This window comes from Belliella baltica DSM 15883 (genome assembly GCF_000265405.1).
Taxonomy (GTDB): Bacteria; Bacteroidota; Bacteroidia; order Cytophagales; family Cyclobacteriaceae; genus Belliella; species Belliella baltica.
Map to the genome: position 1 here is coordinate 1,117,432 of NC_018010.1, position 18,758 is coordinate 1,136,189.

General features: G+C 37.8%; 18 protein-coding genes. 10 read left to right on the forward strand and 8 right to left on the reverse strand.

Annotated elements, in window-relative coordinates; translation table 11 throughout:
• Positions 1–80 precede the first annotated feature (80 nt).
• The 4 genes from BELBA_RS05210 to panC are packed head-to-tail and all read right to left on the reverse strand — an operon-like array spanning position 81 to position 3,022.
• On the reverse strand, positions 81–767 hold the full coding sequence (locus BELBA_RS05210) for a zinc metallopeptidase (RefSeq protein WP_014771706.1): 687 nt from the start codon (positions 765–767) through the stop codon (positions 81–83).
• A 33-nt stretch (positions 768–800) separates the two neighbouring features.
• Positions 801–1,802, reverse strand: coding sequence for a lysylphosphatidylglycerol synthase transmembrane domain-containing protein (locus BELBA_RS05215; RefSeq protein ID WP_014771707.1), 1,002 nt, complete (start codon positions 1,800–1,802; stop codon positions 801–803).
• A 2-nt stretch (positions 1,803–1,804) separates the two neighbouring features.
• The gene (panD, locus tag BELBA_RS05220) at positions 1,805–2,152 is read right to left on the reverse strand and encodes an aspartate 1-decarboxylase (RefSeq protein WP_014771708.1); all 348 of its coding nucleotides are present in this window, start codon (positions 2,150–2,152) and stop codon (positions 1,805–1,807) included.
• Between the two features lie 24 nt (positions 2,153–2,176).
• Positions 2,177–3,022, reverse strand: coding sequence for a pantoate--beta-alanine ligase (panC, locus tag BELBA_RS05225; RefSeq protein WP_041779243.1), 846 nt, complete (start codon positions 3,020–3,022; stop codon positions 2,177–2,179).
• 129 nt (positions 3,023–3,151) lie between these two features.
• On the opposite strand from panC, the gene BELBA_RS05230 reads away from it, so the two are divergent.
• The 3 genes from BELBA_RS05230 (at position 3,152) to glmS (ending at position 7,277) form a co-directional block, all read left to right on the forward strand.
• The gene (locus tag BELBA_RS05230) at positions 3,152–3,964 is read left to right on the forward strand and encodes a glycogen/starch synthase (protein ID WP_014771710.1); all 813 of its coding nucleotides are present in this window, start codon (positions 3,152–3,154) and stop codon (positions 3,962–3,964) included.
• The gene (locus BELBA_RS05235; protein ID WP_245531137.1) at positions 3,924–5,294 is read left to right on the forward strand and encodes a DUF4270 domain-containing protein; all 1,371 of its coding nucleotides are present in this window, start codon (positions 3,924–3,926) and stop codon (positions 5,292–5,294) included. Before BELBA_RS05230 ends, BELBA_RS05235 begins: the two co-directional genes overlap by 41 nt.
• Positions 5,295–5,435: 141 nt before the next feature.
• Positions 5,436–7,277, forward strand: a complete 1,842-nt coding sequence (gene glmS / locus BELBA_RS05240; protein WP_014771712.1) for a glutamine--fructose-6-phosphate transaminase (isomerizing) — start codon at positions 5,436–5,438, stop codon at positions 7,275–7,277.
• A gap of 61 nt (positions 7,278–7,338) precedes the next feature.
• Here glmS and BELBA_RS05245 read toward each other — a convergent pair whose 3' ends face one another.
• Together BELBA_RS05245 and BELBA_RS05250 are read right to left on the reverse strand one after the other, a co-directional pair.
• Positions 7,339–7,842: a hypothetical protein gene (locus tag BELBA_RS05245; protein ID WP_014771713.1), complete on the reverse strand. Its 504-nt coding sequence runs from the start codon at positions 7,840–7,842 to the stop codon at positions 7,339–7,341.
• 281 nt (positions 7,843–8,123) lie between these two features.
• A complete protein-coding gene (locus BELBA_RS05250; protein WP_014771714.1) occupies positions 8,124–8,627 on the reverse strand; it encodes a regulatory protein RecX in 504 nt (167 codons plus the stop codon).
• Between the two features lie 72 nt (positions 8,628–8,699).
• Between BELBA_RS05250 and tpiA the strand changes: the two genes are divergently transcribed.
• From tpiA to BELBA_RS05265, 3 genes are all read left to right on the forward strand, one after another.
• On the forward strand, positions 8,700–9,461 hold the full coding sequence (gene tpiA / locus BELBA_RS05255) for a triose-phosphate isomerase (RefSeq protein WP_014771715.1): 762 nt from the start codon (positions 8,700–8,702) through the stop codon (positions 9,459–9,461).
• 123 nt (positions 9,462–9,584) lie between these two features.
• Positions 9,585–10,415 (forward strand): 50S ribosomal protein L11 methyltransferase, encoded by an 831-nt coding sequence (prmA, locus tag BELBA_RS05260; RefSeq protein ID WP_014771716.1) that lies wholly within the window; start codon positions 9,585–9,587, stop codon positions 10,413–10,415.
• Positions 10,412–10,597 (forward strand): hypothetical protein, encoded by a 186-nt coding sequence (locus tag BELBA_RS05265; RefSeq protein WP_014771717.1) that lies wholly within the window; start codon positions 10,412–10,414, stop codon positions 10,595–10,597. Before prmA ends, BELBA_RS05265 begins: the two co-directional genes overlap by 4 nt.
• Before the next feature lie 2 nt (positions 10,598–10,599).
• Here the strand turns inward: BELBA_RS05265 and BELBA_RS05270 are convergent, their stop codons facing one another.
• Together BELBA_RS05270 and BELBA_RS05275 are read right to left on the reverse strand one after the other, a co-directional pair.
• Entirely contained in the window at positions 10,600–12,378 is a 1,779-nt protein-coding gene (locus tag BELBA_RS05270; RefSeq protein ID WP_014771718.1) for a chloride channel protein, read from the reverse strand.
• A gap of 68 nt (positions 12,379–12,446) precedes the next feature.
• Entirely contained in the window at positions 12,447–13,358 is a 912-nt protein-coding gene (locus BELBA_RS05275) for a M28 family peptidase (RefSeq protein ID WP_014771719.1), read from the reverse strand.
• Between the two features lie 282 nt (positions 13,359–13,640).
• Here BELBA_RS05275 and BELBA_RS05280 point away from each other — a divergent pair, with 282 nt between their 5' ends.
• From BELBA_RS05280 to BELBA_RS05290, 4 genes are all read left to right on the forward strand, one after another.
• Positions 13,641–14,627, forward strand: coding sequence for a hypothetical protein (locus BELBA_RS05280; protein ID WP_014771720.1), 987 nt, complete (start codon positions 13,641–13,643; stop codon positions 14,625–14,627).
• 137 nt (positions 14,628–14,764) lie between these two features.
• Positions 14,765–14,932 (forward strand): virulence RhuM family protein, encoded by a 168-nt coding sequence (locus BELBA_RS19955; RefSeq protein WP_041779535.1) that lies wholly within the window; start codon positions 14,765–14,767, stop codon positions 14,930–14,932.
• On the forward strand, positions 14,929–15,087 hold the full coding sequence (locus BELBA_RS19960) for a virulence RhuM family protein (RefSeq protein ID WP_083833691.1): 159 nt from the start codon (positions 14,929–14,931) through the stop codon (positions 15,085–15,087). Before BELBA_RS19955 ends, BELBA_RS19960 begins: the two co-directional genes overlap by 4 nt.
• Before the next feature lie 286 nt (positions 15,088–15,373).
• Positions 15,374–18,724 (forward strand): TM0106 family RecB-like putative nuclease, encoded by a 3,351-nt coding sequence (locus BELBA_RS05290; protein WP_014771721.1) that lies wholly within the window; start codon positions 15,374–15,376, stop codon positions 18,722–18,724.
• The last annotated feature ends 34 nt before the right edge of the window (positions 18,725–18,758 follow it).

An 18,758-nucleotide genomic window follows, 5' to 3' on the forward strand; every position in this document is an offset into this window, starting at 1 on the left:
ATAATTCAAAAAAATAAGAGGCACAATTACTTGCGCCTCTTATGTAAACTCAAAATCAATGTTTTGGTTTCCAGAATTTTTTAATCTCTATTTCCGAAGAAAATAAATATGTAATATGCTAATGTAGCCAACGAGGCTAAAGCTGCAACCACATAAGTCATTGCTGCCCATTTCAATGCATCTTTTGACATTGCATATTCTGAGCGCGTGACGATATTTCTTTGATCGACCCAAGCCAATGCTCTTCTACTCGCATCAAATTCGACTGGTAAGGTTACTAATGTGAAGAGTGTCATAATTCCGTAAGCACCCACTACTATAAACCCAATTATCTCGTAGGGAAGATTGATCAAAAACCCGCCTAACAAAGAGGCAATAAGGACAACATTAAGAATTTTGCCACTTGCATTTTGTAAAGGAACCATGGCGGATCTCATTTGTAGCCAAGAGTATGCTGTGGCATGTTGTACCGCATGACCACATTCGTGGGCAGAAACAGCTGTAGCAGCTGCATTTCTTCCGTAATAGACGTCAGGGCTCAGGTTTACAGTTTTATTTGCTGGATTGTAGTGATCAGAAAGCTGACCTTCTACACAATTGACTGTCACGTCATAAATTTTATTATCAGCAAGCATCAACTCAGCGATTTCCTTTCCTGAAAGATTCGCTTGAAGTGGAGTTTGTGAATACTTTTTGAATTTGCTTTTTAACCTGTTGCTTACAACGAATCCCGCGATTCCGAATACAACGACGATAAGTATAATCATAGCTTTGTTTTTTTAACTGTTGGTATTACGAATTTAGGAAGATTTGGGTTCTTTTTTGGCAGTGATCTTAAAGAAAATTCCCAAAGCCAATAATCCCAATGCAATAATGGTCAATACTTGACTTCCGTGAATGATGGCAGCGAAGATTTTCCCTTGCTCTTCCGATAATCCATATCTTATCAAAATGAAAGCCACAAGTGCATGGAAGGTTCCGATTCCACCCTGAACAGGCGCTACCATGCCAATACTTCCCATCACCATCACCATTAATACTGCGCTTGGTGACAAACTGGCAGTGGCCGGAATTGCCTTAGCAACAGAAAACATGGTAAAATAATAAGTAACCCAAATTGCAATAGAAGAAGCCCAAAAACCGAGTTGATTTTTTACTTTCTTCACACTAACCACTCCTTTGATTAAGTCTCTAATAAAATGTCTCAGTTTTTTAATGATGCTATTGTCTCTATATTTTCTGAATAGATAGTAAAAGAAAACAATAGCAATGATTAGACCTCCTACAAATATGGGAAGCGCATTGTTGATTTTCTCGAAGAGGTCATCTACTGAAACGAGTTCAGAAAATAAATTGACAAAAAGCTCTCTTTCAAAGAAGAAGGCTAAAAAAATCGTGGATGCCATAAAAAGTAAATCGATTGTCCTCTCCAAAATCACCGTTCCAAAGAGTTTGCCCATTTCAATTCCTTCTGTTTTTTTCAAAACGCCACACCGAGCCACTTCTCCCGCACGAGGAACAAGTAAATTTGCTAAATAGCCAATCTGTAAGGCCCAAAACGCTCTCCAGGTGGAGGTTTGATGATTTTCACCAGCATCTATCAACAATTTCCATCTCCATGCTCGAAGCCAAAAACCCCAGATTGCAATCAGGATAGAGGCAGCGAGCCAGAACATGGATGTTTCCGCTATTACATCTGCAAGTTCGGCAAAGCTGATGTCCTTATACAAAAACCAAAAAATCCAGATGGCTACCCCTAAGGAAAGCACCACCTGGATCCATTGTTTGATAGTAAGTCTCAATATTATATTACTTTATTGTGATCATCTGGAAAAATCAAGACGGGTTGATGTGATTTCGCGGCTTCAAAATCCATAGAAGCGTAAGAAATAATAATAACAATATCTCCAACTTGTGCTTTGCGTGCTGCAGGTCCGTTGAGGCAAACCATACCCGAACCTCGTTCTCCTTTGATCACGTAAGTTTCTATCCTTTCGCCATTGTTGACATTGACGATCTGAACCTTTTCGTTTTCAATGATATTAGCAGCGTCCATCAAGTCTTCATCCACTGTGATGCTTCCCACATAATGTAGCTCTGCTTGTGTAATTTTTACTCTATGAATTTTAGACTTTAATACTTGAATATGCATGATTCAAATTTTTTGCAAATGTAATTAAACTATAGAAAGGTTGTCTATCAACCTCACATCACCGATGTATGCTGCTGTGCAGATTGATACAGAAGTTTGACCTTTTATTCGCTCAAGTTTTTCTAAAGACTCCGTTTGAACCAGTTCAAAATATTCTAACCTTGCTTCTGGTTCATCATGAAATCTTTTGGTTACTTTTTCTCTGATGACAAACCAATCTGTCCCTGCTAAAAGTTCATCTTTGGCAAAAACCAGGCACTTGTATAGGATGGTTGCAATCAATCTTTCTTCAGCATTGAGTCTGACATTTCTCGAGGACATAGCCAATCCATCAGCTTCTCTGATTGTAGGCACTACTACTATTTCTACATCGATGGATAAGTCGGCTACTAGCTGTTTGATGATAGCAACTTGCTGCAAATCCTTTTGTCCGAAGTAAGATTTATCAGGTTTAACAATGTTTAACAATTTAGATACGACCACTCCAACACCACTAAAATGCCCTGGGCGATAGGTTCCTTCGAGCGTTTTGTCTAGGTCTCCAAAGTCCATTTTTAACAAAATCGGACTTGGATACATTTCTTCTACACTTGGTAAAAAGATAAAATCAACACCTATTTTTTCCAAGAGTAGTAAATCTTCTTCGATGGTAATGGGGTATTTTTCAAAGTCTTCTTTGTTGTTAAATTGGGTTGGGTTTACAAAAATAGACACAAGTACTACGTCAGAAGATAATTTGGCATTTTCTACTAAAGACAAATGACCTTGATGTAAAGCCCCCATTGTAGGAACAAATCCAATGGTTTTTTGACTATTTCTAAGAATCTGTAAAGCTGATTTTACAGCCTGTTTGGTCCTGAGGATTGTCACAATATGTGTATTTTGGAAAATGTAAAATAGCCGCAAAGCTATGTTATTCCAGATAAAAACAATGGATTTGAAGGATTTTTTTTGTAAGTTTGTAGTCCCGTATTATCCCTCAACAAAAAACAACAAGATATGTCTAAACTTCGTATTCTCTACGTAGCCAGCGAAATCAACCCATTCCTACAAACTTCTGAAGTTGCCAATTTTGTAAGAGCCTTACCACAGGCTATGCAAGAGAAAGGTATGGAAATTCGAATTCTTGTTCCTAGATTTGGTTTGATCAACGAAAGAAAGAACAGGTTGCATGAGGTAGTGAGACTTTCTGGAATCAACATAGCTGTTGGTGAGGAAGAAAAACCCTTGATCATAAAAGTTGCATCTATTCCGAATGCGAAGCTTCAAGTTTACTTTATAGACAACGAAGACTATTTCCAAAGGAAGAGCGTTTTCCACGATAAGCAGGAGAAGTTCTACGAAGACAATGACGAAAGAGCCATATTCTTCTGTAAAGGTGTAATTGAAACAGTAAAAAAACTAGGTTGGGCTCCAGATGTGGTACATTGTAATGATTGGATGACCAGTTTGATACCAATGTATTTGAAGACTACCTACAAAAACGAACCTTTATTTAAAGATACAAAATCAGTATTTGCTATTTATAATACAGGATTTAGCCATAAATTTGGCGACGATTTGTTTGAGAAAGTGAAAATGGTGGACATTGATGATGCCATTCTTGCTCCTTTGAAATCTAAAGACTATGAAGGATTCCTTAAAATAGGAATGGAATATGCCGACGTAGTCATCAAGAACGAAGATATCTCAGAGAAATTAACACAATTAATTGAAGATTGCTCTAAAGACAAGAAGTGTGAGATTAACAGCGAAGAAGAAGAACAACTTTTTGAAAGTTATTACAACATCTATAACGACCTTGCCAGCTAAGCTGGTTGGAGGTCTTTTCATTACATTATCCATTGCGAGTTCTTGCAGCGATCCTTCTACCCTCGGGTTAGATTTGGATCCGAACAATAATCAGATAGGGGTTTTCTACACGGAAATACCCCTTTCTGCTTCTATGGTTTTGCTGGACTCATTTATAACTACTAATGCGGGTTCTATGGTCGTTGGTGGTTTAAATGATGATTTCTTTGGGAAAACTGAGGGAATTGGATTTAGTCGTCTGGCGATCAGTCCTACAGGTATTCGACCTGATGAAAATGCAGTATTGGATTCTGTTAAATTTAATTTTCAAGTTGAAACAGTTATTGGAGATGATTTAAGCACTCCCAAAACACTTTCTGTACACTTGTTAAATGAAAGGATATTAGATACCATTTACTATAATTATGATCGTTTGGATTTTGAGCCAGAACCGATTGCTACAGGAAGTTTTAATTTCTCTGCAAGTCAAGATACAATAGTATCAGTTCCAATGGAATCAGGGTTCTCCCAATTTATTTTTGATGAATTGAAAAAGGGAGATGCATTTAGAGATGTGTTTACTTTGAGAGATCTTATTCCAGGGATAGCTTTTCAAGGGAATACGGAAGAAAACGCTTCTACCTCCATTAGAGTAGGAAATAGTACTGGCATCGTGATTTATTACAAAAACCAAGGAGATACAGCTTCCAGAGGGTATTTAATTAGCACAGCACAATCTAGGAATTTTAATTATGTCAATAATGACAGAAGTGGGACACCTACAGCAGTGATTACCCAACCTGGTCAATCATATGATGTTGGAAATAGAGTTGGTATAAAATCAAATGTTGGTTTAGTAATGAAAATTGACACAAGTCCTATTGATGCGTTTTTGGATACTTTACAAAATGTGACTTTTAACGAAATCACTATGGAAATAGGTCCAGTTGGGAACCACGTGGAGACGAATAGACCCCCTTTGTCGATGTTAATGTATTTTACAGATGAGACAAATTCATTTCTAAGTAACAGTATGGGGAGGCTTTTGACCGTTCAACAAGATGGTCAAGCACAATTGGTGTCAGAGGAGAATGGAGATTTAGAGCCAGCTACTGATATACCAGCATATATGGGTTATAATAGTAATATCAACACTTACCGTCAAAGAATGACTTCTTACATGAACGCAGTTTACAGACAAGGTCTCCAAAGAAATGATTTAATACTTACTCCGGCGGCTCCACCACAACAGGGAAGTGGAGATATCTTCAAAAAATCATTTCGAGGATTTACAGTAGATCAAAACAATATCAAATTGAAAATATATTATTCTAAAATTAGGGCATTTTAGAAATCAGCATTAGTGGGTGAAAACTCAATGTATCCAAACCGAAAAATTTATTTCCATTTGTAAATGGAGTCATTTTTACGGTTGGGTTTTTGCATTCTTGCTATGAAAAAGTTTACCTTTATTCTTTAAAAATTTTTACTTATGTGTGGAATAGTAGCTTATGTTGGGCAGCAAGAAGCGCTGCCAATTATTATCAAAGGTCTAAAAAGATTAGAATATCGGGGTTATGATAGCGCTGGTGTAGCTCTAATAGATCAAGATGGCCTTAATGTATATAAAAAGAAAGGGAAAGTTTCTGAATTGGAAAACCATCTTTCGAGCCAAGGGTCTTTAACTTCAAAAATTGGAATAGGCCATACTCGTTGGGCAACACATGGAGAACCTAATGACGTCAATGCTCATCCGCATTACTCTTCTAATGAGCAGTTTGCCATGATTCACAATGGTATCATTGAGAATTATGATGTCCTAAAGACTGATTTAATTAATAGAGGATATCAATTTCATAGTGAGACTGACTCTGAAGTCTTTATGAAGTTTATTGAGGATATCCACAAACACAATGACTGTAGCCTAGAAGAAGCGGTTAGACTTGCCCTACATAAGGTTGTCGGTGCTTATGCAATTGTAATCATGAATTTAGAGGAGCCTGATACGCTAATTGCTGCTAGAAAGGGCTCTCCATTAGTGATAGGAGTTGGTCAAGGGGAATATTTCCTAGCGTCTGATGCAACTCCAATTATTGAGTACACCAATCAGGTGATTTATTTAGATGACTACGAGATAGCAGTCATTCGAAACAATAACCTTCAAATCAAGACTATTGAAAATGTGGAAACTAATCCATATATCAATAAGCTTGAAATGGAGCTTGAGGCGATAGAAAAAGGTGGTTATGACCACTTCATGTTGAAGGAAATCAACGAACAGCCAAGATCAATCGCAGATTGTATGCGTGGAAGGTTAGATGCAAAAAATGGCAGGCTGGTCCTTGGAGGTCTTAGAGACTATATGAACAAGTTTCAAAATGCAGATAGAATTATCATCACTGCATGTGGGACTTCTTGGCATGCTGGCTTGGTGGCAGAGTATCTATTTGAAGAGTTTGCTAGGATTCCTGTAGAAGTAGAGTATGCCTCAGAATTCAGATATAGAAATCCAGTAATCAGTGAAAAGGATTTTGTCATTGCAATTTCCCAATCAGGCGAAACTGCTGATACACTAGCGGCCATTGAATTGGCTAAATCAAAAGGGGCAACTATTTTTGGTGTTTGTAATGTGGTGGGATCCTCTATTGCAAGAGCTACACACGCGGGTTGCTATACCCACGCAGGGCCAGAAATTGGAGTCGCTTCAACGAAAGCCTTTACAGCACAAATATCAGTATTGACTATGATGGCGATGATGCTTGGCTATCAAAGGGGGACATTGACTGAAAGCAAATATGTGCAGTTGCTCAATGAATTGGAAGGTATTCCTGCCAAAGTTGAAAAAGCGTTGAAGATGAATGCAAACGTTGAAAAAATTGCTGCGATTTATAAAGATTCTAGAAACTTCCTTTATTTGGGAAGAGGATATAACTTCCCAGTTGCGCTTGAAGGAGCTTTGAAGTTGAAAGAGATTTCTTACATCCATGCTGAAGGTTATCCTGCTGCTGAAATGAAGCATGGTCCTATCGCTTTGATTGACGAAGAAATGCCTGTAGTATTTATTGCTACTAAGGATACCTCTTATGAAAAGGTGGTTTCTAATATTCAGGAAGTAAAAGCGAGAAAAGGAAAGATCATTGCTGTTGTTACAGAAGGTGACACAGTGGTAAGGGGAATGGCTGATCACGTTTTGGAGGTTCCTGATACAGCAGAGGCTTTTGTTCCTTTACTTTCAGTGATTCCACTTCAGCAGTTATCTTACCATATAGCTGTGATGCGAGGTTGTAATGTAGATCAACCAAGGAATTTGGCCAAGTCAGTTACTGTGGAATAGAACAATAAAGGCTCCGATGTTCGGAGCCTTTATTGTTTTTATAAGATAGAGAAATTAAATTTTAGGCTGTTTTGAGCTTCAGCTCACCTTTTCTCTTGATAATTTTTAAATCAAAGTATTGATTGATAAACGCTTTACATTGATTTTCTGACCATTCTGCTCTTGATTCAGTATCAAAAAGCACAGTCATGCGGAGTATAGTTTTCACATATTGTTCATGTTGGCCGAGTTCTCTGATCCATGCAGTCAACTGCCCCGACCAATCTTCTTGGAACTTATCCAAATGTGTTCTCCCATCAAAAAGCAATTCCAATTGATTAGACCCGAACTTGTATCTGTAAACTCCGCAAAGTTGGTGATAGATAATTTTCAATCTATCCTTAGGGAAATCATACGCATCCAAGATTTGATTGAAGGTATTATCCATCAACATCAGTGGATTGTAAAGCGAAGTGTAAGATCTCTTCAGTTCAAAAACCATTAAATCAAGCATTCTATCTTCCATAGCTGTTTGCGCCTGTCGAAGAATGTAATTTTTGTCTAAAGGAAAGAGTTTCTGAATCATTGCTGCATTAAATATTTTGCAAAATACGGGATTTCAATAGATTATTAAAATAAAAGGCTTGAATTGTGCGGTTTAAAAAATTTAATCATCATCTGCACTGCAGAATACAGATGTCCAATGTAGATATTCCTGCGTTCAGGCGTAGCCAACGGCTGTTGAGAATGTAGCCTAGTGCAGTTCAAATTGATTTGTACTGAAATGGAAAAACTATCAAAATTGATTTGAAACCAAATCAATTTGTTTGGAAGCAAGATACCTCTGTGGTTATTTGGGTTTTTGTATTAGCTATCAATCACATCCATTGCCTCCAAAATTAAGTCCATCTCAAATCCCCTTGACATCAAATACTGCTGCACCTTGTATTTTTTTTTGAATGGGTCTGTTTCTTTGGTCAAAGCCCATTTTCTTTCCGCAACATGACAGAGTATTTTGAAATATTCCTCGGGATCGATCTCTTTCATTCCTGATTTGATACAGTTTGGACTTATTCCTTTGAATTTTAATTCTTGTAAAATTTTATTTCTACCCCATTTTTTCAAGCGAAATTTTCCACGTGTAAAGGACCGTGCAAAGCGCTCTTCATTCAAAAAATTCTCACTAATCATCTCAGAAATCAACTCCTCGGCCTGATCACCATGGATTCCTTTTTCATGAAGCTTGGTCCTAACCTCCTTCTGACAACGGTCTTGATAGGCACAATATGATGCGATTTTCAGCTTTGCTGCTTCCAAGCTCCAGTATTTTTTGGGCTGTTCAGCACCATATTCTTTTCGTGGGTAGGACATTTTGTGTAATTTTATAACAAAGTAACGACTTACGTTATTTTTATCAAATCTATTAACCAAACCTTTAGAACCATGCGTAAGAAAATTGTAGCAGGAAACTGGAAAATGAATCTCAATTTTGACGAAGGTCAGAAACTGACAACTGAGATTGTCAATATGTATAAAGATGAAAACATCAAAGATGTTACCGTGGTTTTGAACCCGCCTTTTGTTCATCTTTTTCCTGTCAAAAAATTAGTCGGAAATACTCCAAACTTATTTTTAGGAGGACAAAATTGCTCTGATAAAGCTTCTGGGGCATTTACAGGAGAAACATCAGCTACTATGTTGAAGTCTTTTGGAGCCGAGTATGTGATCATTGGCCACAGTGAAAGAAGAGAATATTTCAAAGAAAGTAATGAACTCCTTACTGCTAAAGTAAAACAAGCATTGGAAAATGGGCTTACGCCAATATTCTGCTGTGGTGAGCCTCTGGAAATCAGAGAAGCTGGTACACATGAGGCTTATGTGAAAAACCAATTAACAGAAAGCTTATTCGGCTTGAGTGCTGAGGGTTTTGCAAAAATCGTAATTGCCTATGAACCAATCTGGGCTATAGGTACAGGAAAAACTGCTTCTTCAGATCAGGCGCAAGAAATGCACAAAGCTCTCCGAGATCATTTGGCAAGCAAATATGGTCAAAATGCAGCTGATAATACGTCAATCCTTTACGGAGGTAGTTGTAATCCAGGCAATGCCAAAGATATTTTCTCCAAAGCAGATGTAGATGGTGGTTTGATCGGCGGAGCGTCATTGAAGTCAAGAGATTTTGTAGATATAATTAAATCATTCTAATTGCCAAAATTTAGACCTGCCAGGTTTTCATTCTATATTGATTTACCTAGTAATCGATATAGAATAGCTATTTGACAAAATTAAACCTGGCAGGTCTTTTTATACCCTTTCCAACACCAATTTATGCAGTATTTAGAGTTTAAAATTAATTGTAAAGAAGATTTTCGTGAAATCCTCATAGCTGAACTGGCTGAGGTGGGTTTCGATTCTTTTTTGGAAACGGACACAGGCCTTGATGCCTATATCGAAGAAAAATCTTTTTCAAGAGAAAGCTATCAAGAAGTAGTCAATCGCTACCAAGATGCTGCTGATTTAGAAATTACAGAAGGTATGATGGAAAAAGTCAACTGGAATGAAGAATGGGAAAAGCACTATGACCCGATAGCAGTTGGCGAAGAGGTTTATGTGAGAGCTTCTTTTCATCCTGCAAAGTCTGAGTTTAAGCATGAAATCCTGATCAATCCAAAGATGTCATTTGGTACGGGGCATCATGCGACTACTTTCTTGATGTTATCACATCAATTGACGATTGATCATCAAGGCAAGAGAGTGATTGATATAGGAGCGGGAACAGGGATTTTGGCCATCATGGCGCACAAGCTAGGAGCTTCAGAAGTGGAGGCTTTTGATATTGACGAATGGTGCGTGGACAATGGCAATGAAAACTTTGATCTCAATGGTATGAAAGACGTTAAGATGGGACTAGGAACGGTTCGTGAAGTCGCTCCACAAGGTACTTTTGATATTGTTTTAGCTAATATTAATAAGAATGTCCTTTTGGACGAACTTGAAATTTATGCTTCATTAGTCAAAAAGCAAGGCAATTTGCTCCTTAGTGGTTTTTACACACACGATATTGAGGATATTCACGAAAAGGCAAAATCTGTTGGGTTCAAACTTCTAAGCCAAAAAGATAAGGACAATTGGGCAGCTTTAATTTTCGAGAAAATATGACAGAACTAATCGTATATGCAGTTATTTTTTTACTGCTGATCGCACATGCACTTATGGCTGGAAAAATGTACCGAACTGTTCATGAAGACACAAACCTTTCATTCAAAGAAAAGAATGATTGGAAACTCAAGGCGTTGATTTTTCCAGCCTACTATTGGGGAAAATATAAAGAAAATAGATAGAGTTATTCCAAATTTTGTCTCATCAGACGCTTTCTGTAGGCGTTAAAAATCCTAGATTTTGAAATAAAACCTAAATAAATCCCCGCTTCTACGACAGGTAAATTCCAAGCTCCCGATTTTTCAAATTTATCCATTACTTTCTGCATGTTTTCATCAGGGAAAATTACCTCCGGTGGACTGTGCATGAGCTGTTGTACTTTGATGTCTTTTTGTTTGTTTTCATCAAACATAATATCCCTAATATCATCTAAAGTGATGATTCCATTGAGTTCACCATCTTCATTGACTACAGGAAAAATATTCCTTTTAGAAAGCCTTACTAGTTTACAGAGATCTCCTAGACTTGCATTTGGATCAATAGGAAGTAAATCTTTCTCCATGACTTTTTTGATATTGATATTATCCAAGACTTCTTCATCTTTGGATTCAGTTAGGTAGCGCCCTGTATCTTTGAGTTGCTTCACATATAAAGAATCCTTATCAAAGTATGTGGTGGTCACGAATGAAATCGCAGAAACCAACATCAAAGGGAGAAACAATTCATAGCCGCCTGTAACTTCAGCAATCAAGAATATTGCGGAAAGAGGGGCATGTTGTACTCCACTCATGACACCACACATAGCCACCAAAGTAAAATGTGCGATTGGCAATGCGATTGGCAATCCAAAAAGATTCGCAGCATAAGCAAACACAAACCCAGTGATCCCTCCAACAAATAAGGAAGGGGCAAAAATTCCTCCGCTTCCTCCTGCACCAATTGTAATTGCAGAAGCGATTGGTTTGATGAAAATGATCAACATCAAGAAAAGAATAATAAAATAGGGATTGTTAATTTCTGAGAAGAATGGACTATTTGCGAGCAGGCGCTGCGGATCTCCATCAATCAATGCGTTTAGTGTGTCATATCCTTCACCATATATCGGTGGAAAAAAGAATACGATTAATCCCAAAAAAGCTCCACCATAAAGGAGTTTGAGCCAAGGGCTAGTCATCATTCCTAAGAGATTTTCAGTTTTCAAAACCACTCTGGAGAAGTAGAGAGAAATGATTCCCGTAAAAATAGCCAAGAGAAAATAATAAGGCATATGTGCTGCCAAAAAACTGTCTGAGAGATTGAATGTGAACATCACATCTTCTCCCAAAAGCAGCATCGATGTAATAGAACCGGCCACTGATGCTATCAAAAGTGGGATGAAACTTCCCACGCTCACTTCAAGCAAGATAACTTCTATAGCGAAAATGACAGCACCAATCGGCGCACCGAAAATTGCTGAAATGGCTCCTGCGGCCCCACAACCTATAAGCAAGGTGCGCTTTTTTGCATTGAGATGCATCAAGTTCCCGAAATTCGAACCTATGGCCGATCCAGTTACAACTATTGGTGCTTCCAATCCCACCGATCCGCCAAAACCCACAGTAATCGCCGAAGTAATAACTCGACTATACATTTTCACTTTAGCAATTAAGCTGCTTTTTTTTGAAATGTTGTAAAGCAAATCCGGTATACCGTGGCCTCCTTGATCTTTGATAAGATATGTCCCTACCAAAAAAGCCAGAGAAATTCCAACTAGTGGGTAGATGATGTAGAAAAAGTTGGCATATGCTTCATTAAAATCTTCTGTCAAAAATTTTTGGATGGCATGTACCGCCGTTTTTAATATCACAGCAGCTAGTCCAGCAACTATTCCAATCAGTCCACTTAAGATCAAAACAAAGTTTTTGGTACTTAGGTGTCTGAGTCTCCAAATCAAAAAACGAGTGATGATGTCCGTTTTGGCCAAACCTTAGATTTTATATAAAGTGTAAATTTAGCGCATTTCAAGAGTTTAAAAAAAAGACTTGCTGAAAATCAATTCAGCAAGTCCGTATCAAGTGTAATAAGACAATCGAGAATCAACTCTACTGCTCCTTTGAAAAACTCAGGTTGAATATTATCAAAAGTATCTCTAGGGGTATGGTAATCGTCATGATCTTCTACCCCAAAATAGATAAATGGCACTTTCTTTTGATGGAATTGAGCATGATCTGAAGCATTGGTCCAGTCATCTCTTCCCGATCCGGGCACATCATGTCCAAACATTAATTTAGGAGACGAACCTACAGAAGCTCTTTCCAAACTGGGTTTCAAGAAGGGATAGTGGTGTGTACCGACAGCATACAGTTCATTCTGATCGTTTCTGCTGACCATGTCCATATTGATATTGAGTTTGACCTGATCGATTGGAAAAGGAAAATCAGCAACCAATGCCCGTGCACCTTGCATGCCCATTTCTTCAGCGTCTAAAGCCACAAACATCATCGAATGCTTGGGTCTGTTTTTGGAGAAATATTCTGCTAAAGCCATCATAGCAACGGTTCCAGATGCATTGTCATCAGCACCATTGAAGATGTCGTCGCCATTTCTCCCGATATGATCATAGTGTCCCATGACTACAATGATTTTGTCTGATTCACTTCCTGGTATAAACCCAACAATATTTGCAGCTCTTTCATAGGTTTTTCCTTCTCTTCGGTTGGTAAAAGAAAAGTTTTGTGTAAAATCATCATACTGACTACTTAAGCCTAATTTTTCAAACCGTTCTTTGATAAATGCCTGTGCTTTTAAATGACCTTCAGACATGGGTTTTCTTCCTTCAAGTTCGTCAGACGATAAGTATTTGATATCTGAAATCAACTGTTCCTGATTTATTTTTTGAGCTTGAGAAGATATAGGAAAGTAAAGGATGAAAAAGAAAAGAGCTATTTTTAAGTATGATTTCATTGTGTAGTCAATTTTTAAATTTTTCTTTCTCTTTTAGAAATCCTAAAATCGATAAGATTACTGCAAAGTAATATTTTTGATGTAAATAAATTAAGAATATGTTCATCTAAATTGATTTTTGCTTTATGGCTATGCAAAAATGTGATTTTAGTACCCGAGTTTTGGATATCATTAATTTACTTTTCAAAATCAGAATGACTTCAATATTCAGCCGTATAATGAAAATAATATCAAGACGTTAATTATATTCGTGTTACCCGAATGATTCAAACAAATTCAACTATGAAAATTTTCTCAGCAGCGCTGATGTTTTTTTTAATATTTACAGAATCCTTTTCACAGGGAGGATTGCCAGAAGGGTTTTTAAATGGTAAGTCCGTAGTCTTGATATCGAATTCCCCACAAGCGAGACCTTCTCTGACCTGGACAGCATTGTCAGAAGTGATTCATGAAGGGATAGTCGAAGCTGGGGGAGATCCAGTTGCATACTATGAATTAGAGGGTCTAACCCTTTCAGAAGAAACACAAGCTGGCTATGCCGAAGCATTCAACAAAAGAATGATTAAAAATATTGTCATTGTCACCAGAAAGTCATCTGGAGAGGTAGTTTTATCTATTGCTCCATTTACTAACAATAAGAATATCGTTCCTAACGCTGGTATTTATGCGCTTTCTTCTTCAAATATTGAAGAGATGAATGAGAGTTTGTCAGTAATAGGGAATAGCGTCAGGACAAAAAATTTATTGGTTATAGACGTACCTGAATTCCCTGCAAGTGAAAGCTCTTTGGCTGGGGGAGCAAATAGATTTTTGAACAGAAATCCTTTAAACTTAGATGTCTTCAAACTTGGAGTTCCTTTATCTGGGGCGGCGGGAGAGTCTGCTTTTTTGAGTTTGTACCGCTATGACTTACTTGGCAAATCTGAAGCTGCCATATCTGCTGAGCAAGCATCAGAGAAAAGTGGATTGGAAGGGATCTTTAAATCAAGCTATCCTTATCAAGTAGAGTATTTGACTGCTGCTAAAACTGAAGCAGAATTGATTAGCGATAGAATTCAATTTGTCTTAATGCGCGTAGAAGGAAGAGAAAACGACCTCAAAAGCAGTATGGGTTTGCCAGTCTCTGAGGGCGAAGAAGGATCTAGAATTGTCGTGAAATATTACATCAAGTTCCTTGTTCGAAATGAACTTTACATCGGTCCTGAGTGGGATGCAGATCCAAATTGGAGAGTTGCACTAAGGCAATTTTTGGAGAATCTGAAGAAGTAAATACTGAGGAAGAGGCTAAAAACTTTACATGGTTTTAAAAAAAGAAAATAGTCAGTTGGTAAGTGATACTACCCAACTGAACTATCTGTAGCAGACTGGAAAAAGTATTTCAAAAAGTTTTACTTCAAATAATTGATATGAAAGCAAGAGACCTTTTACTATATCATACTCAAGATCAGCAAGTAAACGTATCAGTTTATTTTCAGGATGGAAGTTTTTGGTTGACCCAAAAAGGGATGGCAGAATTGTTTGGAGTAAATGTTCCGACTATAAATAAGCATCTAAAGAATATATTTGAATCATGAGAATTGGAACCAAAATCAACTGTTTCCATTTTGGAAACAGTTCAAATAGAAGGGAGCAAGAAGGTCTCTCGGAAAATCGAAATTATCGTCTAGAAGCCATCCTAGCTGTAGGTTATCGTGTGAATTCAATTCAAGCCACTGACTTCCGTAAATGATTTTGACAAAGAAATTAAAAATTGATCTAATCGGTTTATAGAGCTACTTGATAAGAAAACCTTTCAATTTTGCGAACCTTTTTTTTGAGTTTCTAGAAACCCTGATAAAAAAATAGGGCTAAAAATCATCATTTTTAAATTATAGTTTAAGCTTATTACAAGCTTGCAATTCCACACTACACTAAGGTTATTTCTCTAATATTGTACTCCTTGTTACTTTAGATACATGTATATTTCACATAATTTAGATAATTTTTAATTTTATTTGAATCAGAATATTCGAGCTATGAAAAGGCAAAACCAAGATTTTATTTATTCACCTTCTGACTTATCCAATTTTATTCACTGTAAGCATTTGACCACCCTAGATAAGCTGGCTCTAGACGGAGGATTGGAAAAACCTGTTTACACCAACAAGGTGATGTTAGCTTTAAGAGAAAAAGGTGAAGCTTTTGAAAAAGATATTCTAGCCAAATTTCAAGAAGAAGGAAAAAATATCTATTCAATTGAGCCTGGAGATTATCAGGCTTTTGAAAAGACTCGCCATGCCATGCAGCAGGGCTATGATATTATTTATCAAGCAAGAGTTGGTAAAGAGAATGAATGGCAAGGTTGGGCGGATTTTTTAATCAAAGTGGAGGAATCAAGTGATTTGGGTAATTTTTCTTATCAAGTCATGGACACAAAATTGGCTTCGGAAACAAAAGCTGCAACTATCATTCAAATAAGTTTATACACTGAGGCAGTAGCTATTCTCCAAGGAAAAGTTCCAGAATTGATGTGGGTCAAAACACCCGATGGGGATATTAGCTATCGCACAGATGATTTTATGGCGTATGTCCGATTGGTCAAAAAGAGATTTTTGGAAGCCGTGAATTTAGAAGAAAGTAATACCTATCCCGAACCTGTCATGCATTGTGATATTTGTACTTGGTGGGAAGTTTGTAACAAAAAAAGAAGGGACGATGATCATCTTGGATTTGTAGCTGGAATGGGGAGCACGCAAATCAAGGAAGTTAAAAATCAAGGGATTGAGACGCTTCAAGAATTTGCGGAACTAACGAGTCCCATACCATTTCAACCCAATAAAGGAGCCAAACAAACATATCAAAAACTCCGAGATCAGGCTAATATCCAATATAGAAGCCGAAATGAAAATTATCGCCCAATTTACGAATTGTTGGAACTTGAAGAGCAGAAAGGATTTTTTCGACTTCCTGAACCATCAGAGCATGACATCTACCTGGATTTAGAAGGTGACCCATTGGTTGAGCCAGGAGGCTTAGAATATATGATTGGATGGTATTATTTGGGCGAATATCAGGCACTTTGGGCTAAAGATCAAGTAGAAGAAAAGCATATTTTCGAGCAGTTTATGTCGCTAGCAATAACCATCAAAGCAGCTCATCCAGAGATGCATATCTATCACTATGCGCCTTATGAAGTGACTGCTTTCAAAAGGCTTATGGGGAAATATGTCACTTTTGAAGAAGAAATGGATCAGTTGCTTCGCTCAGAAACATTTGTAGATCTCTATGGCGTGGTAAAGCAAGGTGTACGCGCAAGTGTAGAGAAATATTCTATTAAGGACTTGGAAAAGTTTTTTGGATATGAGCGGGAGATAGATTTAAGGGAAGTATCCAAGCATAAGAGTATGTATGAATTCCTCTTGGAAACCAATAAAACTGACGAGGCTACTCCAGAAATGCTAGAAGCCATCAGACTATACAATCAGGATGATTGCATAAGTACCCACAGACTTCATGTTTGGCTAGAAAGTCTGAGACAGGAATGGATCGACTTCGGTGTAGAAATCTTAAGACCCGAACCAAAAGCCATGGACGCTAGTGAAAAAATTACTGAGCACCAACTAAGAATCAAACCCATTTATGATGCTCTGATGGCTGATATGCCAGTAAATCAGGAAGAAAGAACGTCTCAACAGCAGGGGAAATATATCTTGGCAAATATGCTTGATTGGTATAGAAGGGAGAAAAAATCTTTCTGGTGGGAATTTTTTAGACTTTTGGATCTTTCTGAAGAGGAGTTATTGGAAGAAAAAAATGCACTCAGCATGTTGCGATTTACTGGAAATCGTGAACCTGTCAAGAGATCAGTGATTGATAGCTATAGATTTGAATACCAAGAGACTGATATTCGAGCAGGTAAAAAAGTGAAAAACATGGATGGGAAAAACCTTGGTGAAGTGGTCAGCATTGACATGAGAACACGAACAGTCCGCATCAAAAAAGGCCCATCAAATAGTGATCTCCATCCAAGCGCTATTTTGATGTTGGAAGATTTTCCCTCTGAAGTCAAAGAAGAAGCGATCATATCACTCGCTATTTGGGTCATGGAAAATGGAATTGACTCGAAAGATACACCATACAAGGCAGCAAGAATGTTGCTTTTAAGACAAAAGCCTGACTCAGACTTTCAGGCAAACAACGACGGTGATCTTTTGCAAACTGCCACCCACTGGGCTGCCGCTTTGAATCATAGCTATCTGCCGATTCAAGGCCCTCCAGGCTCAGGGAAAAGCTATACAGCCAGCAGAATGATTTTAGAGTTGATCAAACAAGGAAAGAAAATCGGTGTCACGGCGCTTAGCCATAAAGTCATCACGAACCTTTTAGAAAAGGTGTGGGAACATGCGGATGATTCTAATTTTCCCATTCTCATTTCCCAAAAAATTGATATTGAAGACGGAATACTTCCTTGGTTTACGAGTAATACCAATGAAGTCATCGAATCAAAAATTTCATCAAGCAACATCATTGCAGGTACATCCTTTATGTGGGCCAAAACCATGTTTGAAGGCGCAGTGGACTATTTATTCGTGGATGAAGCAGGGCAATTATCTTTGATTGACACCTTGGCGGTAGCACAATCAGCAAAGAACTTGATTTTATTAGGCGACCCACAACAACTTCAGCAACCTCAGCAGGGTGTCCACCCTGAGGGAACGGAAGTTTCGGCTCTTGCCCATATTCTTCAGGAACAACAAACCATTCGTCCAGAACAAGGAGTTTTCTTAGACAAAACTTGGCGTATGCATCCTGATATCTGCACTTTTGATTCTGAACAGTTTTATGAAAATAAACTATTTCCTATTGAAGGATTGGAGCACCAAGCAATCACTGGAAATACGGCTTATTCGGGATCGGGATTGCGTTTTATAACCACTCTTCATGAAGGGAATACCAACAGTTCAGAAGAAGAAGTTATGGCAATCTCCGCCATAGTTGAAGATTTATGCAAAGGTGATGTTACCTATATCAATGCAAAAGGAGAAGCCAAAACCATAGACTCGTCTGATATCAAAATCATTTCTCCATACAATGCTCAGGTGAGCAAACTCAAAGGGGCTATGCCTGAAATTGAAATTGGAACTGTCGATAAATTCCAAGGTCAAGAAGCTCCCATCGTAATATATTCTGTAGCCACATCTTCACCTCAGGATGCTCCAAGAGGAATGGATTTTCTATATAGCCCCCATCGTTTCAATGTAGCGGTTTCTCGAGCAAGAGCACTATTTATACTTGTTGCTTCTCCATTAATCCTTGAACCGGATTGCAAAAGCCCTTCTCAGATCAAACTCGCCAATCCATTCTGTAGGTTTGTAGAGATGGTTTAGAAGCTAAAATCAACTAGTTTAATTAGTTAGAGTT

Excerpts from the sequence above, each read along its gene's own strand:
- BELBA_RS05210 (WP_014771706.1), bottom strand. The coding sequence starts at position 767 with ATGATTATACTTATCGTCGTTGTATTCGGAATCGCGGGATTCGTTGTA.
- panD (WP_014771708.1), bottom strand. The coding sequence starts at position 2,152 with ATGCATATTCAAGTATTAAAGTCTAAAATTCATAGAGTAAAAATTACA.
- BELBA_RS05230 (WP_014771710.1), top strand. The coding sequence starts at position 3,152 with ATGTCTAAACTTCGTATTCTCTACGTAGCCAGCGAAATCAACCCATTC.
- glmS (WP_014771712.1), top strand. The coding sequence starts at position 5,436 with ATGTGTGGAATAGTAGCTTATGTTGGGCAGCAAGAAGCGCTGCCAATT.
- BELBA_RS05245 (WP_014771713.1), bottom strand. The coding sequence starts at position 7,842 with ATGATTCAGAAACTCTTTCCTTTAGACAAAAATTACATTCTTCGACAG.
- BELBA_RS05250 (WP_014771714.1), bottom strand. The coding sequence starts at position 8,627 with ATGTCCTACCCACGAAAAGAATATGGTGCTGAACAGCCCAAAAAATAC.
- tpiA (WP_014771715.1), top strand. The coding sequence starts at position 8,700 with ATGCGTAAGAAAATTGTAGCAGGAAACTGGAAAATGAATCTCAATTTT.
- prmA (WP_014771716.1), top strand. The coding sequence starts at position 9,585 with ATGCAGTATTTAGAGTTTAAAATTAATTGTAAAGAAGATTTTCGTGAA.
- BELBA_RS05265 (WP_014771717.1), top strand. The coding sequence starts at position 10,412 with ATGACAGAACTAATCGTATATGCAGTTATTTTTTTACTGCTGATCGCA.
- BELBA_RS05275 (WP_014771719.1), bottom strand. The coding sequence starts at position 13,358 with ATGAAATCATACTTAAAAATAGCTCTTTTCTTTTTCATCCTTTACTTT.
- BELBA_RS05280 (WP_014771720.1), top strand. The coding sequence starts at position 13,641 with ATGAAAATTTTCTCAGCAGCGCTGATGTTTTTTTTAATATTTACAGAA.
- BELBA_RS19955 (WP_041779535.1), top strand. The coding sequence starts at position 14,765 with ATGAAAGCAAGAGACCTTTTACTATATCATACTCAAGATCAGCAAGTA.
- BELBA_RS19960 (WP_083833691.1), top strand. The coding sequence starts at position 14,929 with ATGAGAATTGGAACCAAAATCAACTGTTTCCATTTTGGAAACAGTTCA.
- BELBA_RS05290 (WP_014771721.1), top strand. The coding sequence starts at position 15,374 with ATGAAAAGGCAAAACCAAGATTTTATTTATTCACCTTCTGACTTATCC.